Origin of the sequence: Polaromonas sp., assembly GCF_035638815.1 — a bacterium.
GTDB lineage: Bacteria > Pseudomonadota > Gammaproteobacteria > Burkholderiales > Burkholderiaceae_C > Polaromonas.
Genome location: NZ_DASQZG010000001.1, coordinates 35,857 through 44,250, shown reverse-complemented (window position 1 = coordinate 44,250; position 8,394 = coordinate 35,857). Strand labels below are relative to the sequence as shown.

7 protein-coding genes and 1 pseudogene are annotated in these 8,394 nt (G+C 60.3%); 4 read left to right on the top strand and 4 right to left on the bottom strand.

The features are described from left to right. Positions 1-686 (top strand): WS/DGAT domain-containing protein (locus VE934_RS00245; RefSeq protein ID WP_324883120.1); only part of this gene is annotated, 686 nt, incomplete at its 5' end. A 70-nt stretch (positions 687-756) separates the two neighbouring features. On the opposite strand, the gene VE934_RS00240 is transcribed toward VE934_RS00245, so the two are convergent. From VE934_RS00240 to VE934_RS00230, 3 genes and pseudogenes are all read right to left on the bottom strand, one after another. Next, entirely contained in the window at positions 757-1,533 is a 777-nt protein-coding gene (locus VE934_RS00240; protein WP_324883118.1) for a type III pantothenate kinase, read from the bottom strand. A gap of 53 nt (positions 1,534-1,586) precedes the next feature. After that, positions 1,587-2,033 (bottom strand): rhodanese-like domain-containing protein, encoded by a 447-nt coding sequence (locus tag VE934_RS00235; protein WP_324883129.1) that lies wholly within the window; start codon positions 2,031-2,033, stop codon positions 1,587-1,589. After that, positions 2,031-2,708 (bottom strand): annotated as a pseudogene (locus VE934_RS00230) (MBL fold metallo-hydrolase); the annotation flags it as partial. The pseudogene VE934_RS00230 and the gene VE934_RS00235, both read right to left, overlap by 3 nt. A gap of 174 nt (positions 2,709-2,882) precedes the next feature. Between VE934_RS00230 and VE934_RS00225 the strand changes: the two are divergent. Further along, positions 2,883-3,725, top strand: coding sequence for a PPK2 family polyphosphate kinase (locus tag VE934_RS00225; RefSeq protein WP_324883116.1), 843 nt, complete (start codon positions 2,883-2,885; stop codon positions 3,723-3,725). A gap of 46 nt (positions 3,726-3,771) precedes the next feature. Beyond that, positions 3,772-7,122, top strand: coding sequence for a fused isobutyryl-CoA mutase/GTPase IcmF (gene icmF / locus VE934_RS00220; RefSeq protein WP_324883113.1), 3,351 nt, complete (start codon positions 3,772-3,774; stop codon positions 7,120-7,122). 47 nt (positions 7,123-7,169) lie between these two features. Here the strand turns inward: icmF and VE934_RS00215 are convergent, their stop codons facing one another. Next, positions 7,170-7,823 carry an FMN-dependent NADH-azoreductase gene (locus VE934_RS00215; protein ID WP_324883111.1) on the bottom strand — a complete coding sequence of 218 codons (654 nt, stop codon included), beginning with the start codon at positions 7,821-7,823 and terminating at the stop codon, positions 7,170-7,172. 57 nt (positions 7,824-7,880) lie between these two features. Between VE934_RS00215 and VE934_RS00210 the strand changes: the two genes are divergently transcribed. Further along, positions 7,881-8,363 (top strand): helix-turn-helix domain-containing protein, encoded by a 483-nt coding sequence (locus VE934_RS00210; protein ID WP_324883109.1) that lies wholly within the window; start codon positions 7,881-7,883, stop codon positions 8,361-8,363. Positions 8,364-8,394 lie beyond the last annotated feature (31 nt).

Here is an 8,394-nt window from a genome sequence, read left to right as displayed (position 1 = left end):
AACCGGGAACTGCAAAAAAGGTGGCCTGGTGCCAGCCGATTCCGCTCGACGAAGTCAAAGCCGTTGGCCGGGCGCTGAATTGCTCCATCAACGACGTGCTGCTGAGCTGCGTGGCGGGCGCGATTGGCGAATACCTCAAGTCACACGGTGACGACGTGACCGGGCAGGAGATACGGGCGATGGTGCCGGTGAATCTGCGGCCCATGGAGCAGGCCTACAAGCTGGGCAACCGCTTTGGTCTGGTCCCTCTGGTGTTGCCAATCGGCGTCGACAACCCGGTCGAGCGTGTGTACGAAGTGCGCCGCCGTATGGCCGCGCTCAAAGGCAGCTACCAGCCTCTGCTCGCGTTCAGTCTGCTGGCAGTTGCGGGACTGCTGATCAAGCCGGCGCAAGACGCGCTACTCAACCTCTTCGCAAAAAAGACCACCGCCGTCATGACCAATGTGCCGGGCCCGCGCGAAAAGCTCAAGTTCTGCGGCTCCACACTGGAGCAAAGCATGTTCTGGGTGCCGCAGTCGGGTGATGTGGGGCTGGGCGTGTCGATTTTGAGTTATGGCGGCGGTGTGCAGTTTGGTGTCATCACCGACAGCACGCTCTGTCCCGAGCCGCAGCGCATCATTGATGAGTTTGTGCCCGAGTTTGCCAAGCTGTCCCTGGTGACGCTCATGCTGCCCTGGGGCGATTGAGGCGGACTTTAAGAGTCTTTTTTGCCTTCCGCCCTTTCGTGACGGGCGAAGTTTGCTATTGAATGTATAGCTATCGAACTTCTGCCGGATAACGCCGCGCAGCAACTTCAAGCAAGCCGTCAAAAATCAGGCTGTCGACCAACTCAAACTCGACCGACATGCTGGGAGCCATCTTCCAGCCCGCGCCGCCCGTCATGATGCACTCGGGCGCTTGCCCGCAATGCCGCGTGGTGTTTTCAACCATGCGTTGCACCGCGCCCGCAATCGCAAAGGTGCCGCCACTGGTCAAGGCATCACTGGTGTTGGTGGGAAAGTCTTTAACGTCCCCTGTGGGTACATGCAGGCCGGCCGTGCCGGACTCCAGTGCGCGCAGCATGATGCCGTGTCCCGGCAGGATGATGCCACCCAAAAATTTTCCGGATGCGTCAATCGCTTCCACCGTGACCGCAGTGCCCACCATCACCACCACACAGGGCTTGGTGCTGCCGCGCGCCAGCAGGCGATGCCTCGCACCAATCATTGCGACCCAACGGTCAGCGCCCAGCCGCGCCGGATGGTCATAGCCATTGCTGAGGCCGGCCTCATGCGCGCTCGGCACTACCCAGTGTGGTGCGCCATCCCATGGCTCCATTTGTTCGATGACCCGACGCTTGACCGCGTCACCCGCCACGATGCAGCCCAGAATGCGCCTGGGCGCTGGCAGGCTGTGCCACTCTTCATCAATAAGCTTGTCGATGTTTTCCAGAAACACCGCCCCCTGAGCCAGCAGGCGCGCGCCGGCAACCGGGGCCTCGTACTGAGCCCACTTCAGGCGGGTGTTGCCTACATCAAGTGCCAGGAAGGTCATGTGACGCGATTATGAACACTTATCCCAAGCGTCAGGCTCAGGCTCCAAGGGGACTAACCCTGCCTCCAGGGCAAGCCATGAAAGCGCCAGCCGCCGCGCAGCCCGCGGTGCGCCTCGCCATCGGGATCGCCCTCAAAACCTTCAAGAATGTTGTAGGCCTGCAGGCCAAGCTCCGTCGCGCGTTTTGCCGCGGCGATCGAGCGAACACCGCTGCGGCACAGCAACACAACTTTTGTGCCCGCGGGCACCTCAGCCTGAATGCGCTCATCAAACTGCTGGTTCATGGCCATACCCGGCCACTGCTTCCACGCAAGTGCCACCGCACCGGGCACAAAACCGACCCACTCGCGCTCGGCGTCGGTGCGCACATCCACCAGCACCGCCTCGCCCGCCTGCCACCATTGAAAGGCCAGCTGCGGTGACACATCGCCCGCATAGCCCGGGGCGGGGCGCGACTGGAGCGGAGAGTCGCTTCCAGCATCGTGGCGCGTGGGGTTCATGCCCGAACTGAGGTTGGCGGGAAGCGCCTCGTCCATACGCCGGGGCCGGGGCAAATTGAGCTGCTCCATGGCCTGCACAAACTGCGCCATGGTTTTACCGGCTACACGCGTATTGCCAGTCTTCTCGGCTCCAATGCTTGAATGCGCGCGGCCCTGATAGTCATGCCCGGGCCAGACCACCGTCTCGTCCGGCAATACAAACAGGATTTGCGTGATGCTGTTGTACAAGGCCTCCGCGTTGCCCGACTGAAAATCTGCACGGCCGCAGCCGTTGATCAGCAAAGTGTCGCCCGTAAAGACATGGCCGCGCCACAGATAACTCATGCTGCCGGCGGTGTGCCCCGGCGTGGCAAGCGCTTTTATCTCTTCCGATCCAAACTGAAGCACGTCGCCGTCAATGAGCTGCCGCGCCGCGGTCGTGATGCCGCAACCCTGCGGAGCGGCCGTGCGGGCGGCGGCATGCTCGGCCAGCAGGCCGGCGCCCGTGATGTGGTCAGCATGGGCATGGGTCTCGACAGCCCATACAAGCTGGAGACCATGATCCCGAATGGCTGCAAGATCACGCTCCACCTGCTCGTCCACCGGATCAATGATCAAAGCCTCACGCGTGGCAGGGTCCCACAACAGGTAGGTGTAGGTGCTGGACGCTGGATCGAAAAGCTGAAGAGGTTTCATGGCCGGTTTTCCTTGCGTGACGCTCGCAACATACAAGCACTCATAACGAAAGGCGAGTTTAGAACCTGCGGCGGGCGCCAGCCCCAACTGCATGATTGCCTTTTACGCTGGAAAAGCAGTAATATTGACGTTTACGTAAACGTCAACTACCTTTCAACCCCTACCTTGGCTTGTATGGCAAAAAAATCTTCCGGCGACCCTTCTCTGTCTGACTGGCAACCCCCTGCGGGAAAACGGGCTGGCGCTTTTTCGCTGGCCACCCTGGACCCCGGCGCCAAACCCTGGTCCAGCGGTGACAAGGAAGCGGACAAAGCAACGGTTGAGGCGCTGGCGAGCGAACTGGACGGCCTGCAGAACCTGTTTTTCGCCGACAAGCGCTACAAGCTGCTGGTTCTGCTGCAGGGCACCGATACCTCCGGCAAGGACGGTACGATTCGCGCCGTGTTCAGCCGCACCAGCCCGCTGGGCGTGCACACGGTGGGCTGGAAGGCACCGAGCGACGAAGAGCGCGCGCACGACTACCTGTGGCGCATCCACCAACAGGTGCCTGGCGCAGGCGAAACGATGATTTTCAACCGTAGTCACTATGAGGACGTGCTGGTCCCGGTGGTTAAAAGCTGGATCACATCCGAGCAGACCGCGCAGCGTTATGCCCACATCAACGACTTCGAGCGCCTGCTAGCCGAAACCGGCACCGTGATTCTCAAATTCATGTTGCACATCAGCTTCAAAGAACAAGGCCAGCGCCTGCAGGAACGGATCGACGACCCGGCCAAACGCTGGAAATTCAGCATGGGTGACCTGGAGGTGCGCAAACAGTGGGCCGATTACCAGAAGGCCTACGAAGGGCTGCTGCAGGCGACCAGCACGCCCTGGGCACCCTGGACGGTGGTGCCCGCCGACTCCAAGACCCACCGCAACCTGATGATCGCCACGCTGGTACGCGACAAGCTGAAGTCGCTGGACCTGTGCTACCCGCCCGACGATCCTGCGCTGGCCGGGTTGAAGATCGAATAACTCCCCCGCATTGCAGCCACGAGACAACCCCCCAGAGAGCGCCGCCATGACAGACCTATCCGCCGAATACAAGGCGCTTGCCAATTACCGCCCCACGCACAAGGTGCGTTTCATCACCGCTGCCAGCCTGTTTGACGGGCACGACGCCGCCATCAACATCATGCGGCGCATTCTGCAAAGCATGGGCGCCGAGGTGATCCACCTGGGCCACAACCGCAGTGTTGATGAGGTGGTTACTGCCGCCCTTCAGGAAGACGCGCAGGGCATTGCCATCAGCTCCTACCAGGGCGGGCACGTTGAGTACTTCAAGTACATGGTGGATTTGCTCAAAAGCCGCGGCGGCGAGCATATCCAGGTTTTTGGTGGCGGCGGCGGCGTGATTGTTCCGCCGGAAATCCGCGAGTTGCATGCCTACGGTGTGACCCGTATCTACAGCCCGGAAGACGGGCAGAAGATGGGCCTGGCCGGCATGATCGGCGAAATGGTCATGCGCTGCGACAAGGACCTGACCGGCTTTGCGCCCAAGGATGCCAAGGCTATTGAAGGCCACGGCGAGATGAATTGGCGGGCTTTGGCGCAGCTCATCACCGCCTTGGAAAACCGAGAGGTTTCTGCCGAAGGCAAAAATGACAAGGCGGGCGATAGCCCAACCCGCGAAGCGGGCTTAAATCCTGCACTAGTCCAGGCGATACGGGCGCAGGCTGCTATCAAAAAGATACCGGTTCTGGGGATTACTGGAACCGGCGGCGCCGGTAAGTCCTCACTTACGGACGAGTTGATCCGCCGTCTGCGGCTGGATCAAAACGACACGCTGCGTGTGGCCGTCATCAGCATCGATCCATCACGCCGCAAGAGCGGTGGCGCGCTGCTCGGGGACCGCATCCGCATGAATGCGATCAACCCCTGGGCTGGCGGGCAGCGAGTGTTTATGCGCTCACTGGCCACGCGCGATTTCGGTTCCGAAATCAGCAAGGCCCTGCCTGACGTGATCGCCGCCTGCAAGGCAGCAGGCTTTGACCTGATCGTGGTTGAGACCTCGGGCATCGGCCAGGGCGACGCTGCCATCGTGCCGCATGTGGACGTGCCCATGTATGTGATGACGCCCGAGTTTGGCGCCGCCAGCCAGCTTGAAAAAATCGACATGCTGGACTTTGCCGAGTTCATTGCCATCAACAAGTTCGACCGCAAGGGCTCGCTCGACGCCCTGCGCGATGTCTCCAAGCAGGTGCAGCGCAACAAGGAGGCATGGAGCACACCAGCCGACAAAATGCCGGTGTTCGGCACCATGGCTGCGCGTTTCAACGACGACGGTGTGACGGCGTTGTACCAGGCGCTGAAGCCCCGCCTGGGGGCACTGGGGTTGTCGCTGTCCGACGGCTCGCTGCCCAAAGTCGATGTGCGCCACAGCACCAACCAGACGCCAGTGGTGCCTGCCGCCCGCACCCGTTATCTGGCTGAGATCAGCGACACCGTGCGCGGCTACAAAAAGCGCGCTCGAGCTCAGGCCCAACTGGCCCGTGAAGTGCAGCAGCTCAAAGCCGCTGCCACCATGCTAAAGATTGACAAGCCGGAGCGCGCACCCGCGGCTGAAGCGGCGCTTGACCTGGCGGGCCATCGCAAGGCCCGCATGGACACCGATGCGCGTCAGCTTCTGGCCCAGTGGCCCGAAATGCAAAAAGCCTACGCCGGTGAAGAGTACGTGGTGAAAATTCGCGGGCAAGAAATCCGCACCGCGTTGATCACCAAGTCACTCTCGGGCACGCCGATCCGCAAGGTTGCCCTGCCGCAGTATGAAGACCACGGCGAAATTCTCAAATGGCTGATGCTGGATAACGTTCCGGGCAGCTACCCCTACACCGCAGGCACTTTCGCATTCAAGCGCGAAGGCGAAGACCCGACCCGCATGTTTGCTGGTGAAGGCGATCCGTTTCGCACCAACACCCGCTTCAAGCTGCTCAGTGAAGGCATGGCAGCCAAACGCCTGTCCACCGCTTTTGACTCGGTCACGCTCTACGGCAATGACCCGCATGTGCGGCCCGACATCTACGGCAAGGTGGGCAACAGCGGCGTCAGCATCGCCACGCTGGACGACATGAAGGTGCTCTACGACGGCTTTGACCTGTGCAGCCCCAGCACGTCGGTCAGCATGACTATCAACGGCCCGGCGCCCAGCATTCTGGCGATGTTCATGAACACTGCCATTGACCAGAACATGGAAAAGTTCAGAACCGACAACGGCCGCGAACCCACTGGCACCGAGACTGAAAAAATCCGCGAATGGGTGCAGGAAAACGTGCGCGGCACGGTGCAGGCCGACATCCTGAAAGAAGACCAGGGGCAAAACACCTGTATCTTCTCGACCGAGTTCAGCCTGAAAGTCATGGGTGACATTGCGCAGTACTTCGTGCACAACAAGGTGCGCAACTTCTACAGCGTCTCCATCAGCGGTTACCACATTGCCGAAGCCGGGGCCAACCCGATATCGCAACTTGCCTTCACGCTGTCCAACGGCTTCACCTTTGTCGAAGCCTACCTGGCGCGCGGCATGCACATTGACGACTTTGCGCCCAACCTGAGCTTTTTCTTCAGCAACGGCATGGACCCGGAATACACCGTCATGGGCCGCGTCGCGCGCCGCATCTGGGCCGTGGCCATGAAAGAAAAATACGGCGCCAACGAGCGCAGCCAGAAGCTCAAGTACCACATCCAGACCTCGGGGCGCAGTCTGCATGCCCAGGAAATCCAGTTCAACGACATCCGCACCACGCTACAGGCGCTGATCGCCATCTACGACAACTGCAACAGCCTGCACACCAACGCGTTTGACGAGGCCATCACCACGCCGACCGAAGAGTCGGTCCGCCGCGCCATGGCCATCCAGCTGATCATCAACCGTGAATGGGGCCTGGCGAAAAACGAAAACCCCTCACAGGGGGCTTTCATCATTGAAGAGCTGACCGAGTTACTGGAGGAAGCAGTGCTCAGTGAGTTTGAACGCATCGCCGAGCGCGGCGGCGTTCTGGGCGCCATGGAGACCGGCTACCAACGCGGCCGCATCCAGGACGAGTCCATGCATTACGAAATGCTCAAACACACCGGCGAGCTGCCCATCATCGGCGTCAACACTTTCCGCAATCCGAACGGCGATGCGGTGCAGGACAAGCTGGAGCTGGCCCGCTCCACCGATGAGGAAAAGCAAAGTCAGCTCAGAAGGCTGGAAGACTTTCACCAGCGCCACGCCAAAGAATCACCAGCGATGCTCAAGCGCCTTCAACAAGCCGTGATAGCCAACGCCAACGTGTTTGAGGTGCTGATGGACGCCGTGCGTGTCTGCTCGCTCGGGCAGATCACCAACGCGCTGTTTGAAGTGGGTGGGCAGTACCGGCGGAATATGTAGGCGGGAACTTCCGCCCAGCAAATCCGCCCGCAATCCCTCTTGGGTCGTCAGGCGGCTCGATTCCAGAGATCCGAGCCCGCCCGAGACCCTTTCTTGTGACGCGCGGCAGTTTCCTCTGCGAGCTTTCTCGCATTACCCAATGCCGTGGCCAAATTTTGCTCCAGTGTTGCGGGATTGAAGATGTCCTGCAGCGCTTCCAGGCGCGTCTGTTTAACGCCCAAAAATCCCATGATGCCCGCGAAATGGCCGTCCTGAAAATTAGCGTTTGCGAACGGTTCGCCCGGCAAAAATCCTCCGTTGCGGCTCACCAGGGAAAACACTTCTTTGTCGGGCTGCGCCAGCCCTTCTATGCCGTTGGCACTCATCGAAAACGTGAGTCCAGAACGCACGATTTGATCAATCCAGGCTTTCACGATCGCAGGCACGCCCCAGTTGTACATGGGCATCCCAACGACAACAACGTCGGCCGACAGGAAATCCCGGGTGTATTGGTTGCTTGCAGCCAAGGCCTTGCTATCTTGCTGCGCCTCTGGAAGAAATGCGTTGGCCAGGAAATTCTCATCGACGAATGGGGGTGGCGCCGCGTTGAGGTCGGTACGGATAACGGTTGTATCGGGGAGCAAGCTGACAAACCTGTCGACAAAGGCTTGGGACATTTGTCTGGAGTAGCTGCCGGGACGAGCGCTGGCATCAATATGCAAAAGTTGAAGTGACATGGTTACCTTGAGTAGAATGGTTACGAAAAGGAACCGCATCCTATGCTGACTGAAAAATCGCCACAACGAGATACCTTGAGGTCCGATGGTGACGCCGAGGTTACCCCTGAAGCTTCACCATCGTCACCGCAAGAGTGGGCAGACTGCGATTACGCTGGCCCTTGCCCGGTTCGTGACGTGTACGACCGCATCGGGGACAAATGGTCTGTCCTTGTGATGTTGCAGCTGGGCGTGAAGCCACTGCGGTTTCGGGAACTTCTTCGCGCTGTGGGTGTTATTTCACAGAGGGTCCTCACGGTGACCCTGCGTGGCCTGGAGCGTGACGGACTTGTGCTGCGGGAGGTCATGGACACGCGCCCGCCGGGCGTGAGGTATCGACTCAGTCCTCTCGGCCAGTCGCTTCTGGGTGCGCTCCGGGGTGTTGCGTCATGGGCTGCCGCCAATCACGAAGCGATGGCGCAAGCGCGCGAAGCGTATGACGTGTCAACGCAGCCAGTGGCGGGTCAGGTGGTTCACAGGCTTTAATGCTGCTTCAGATGTCACCTGATTGAGACGA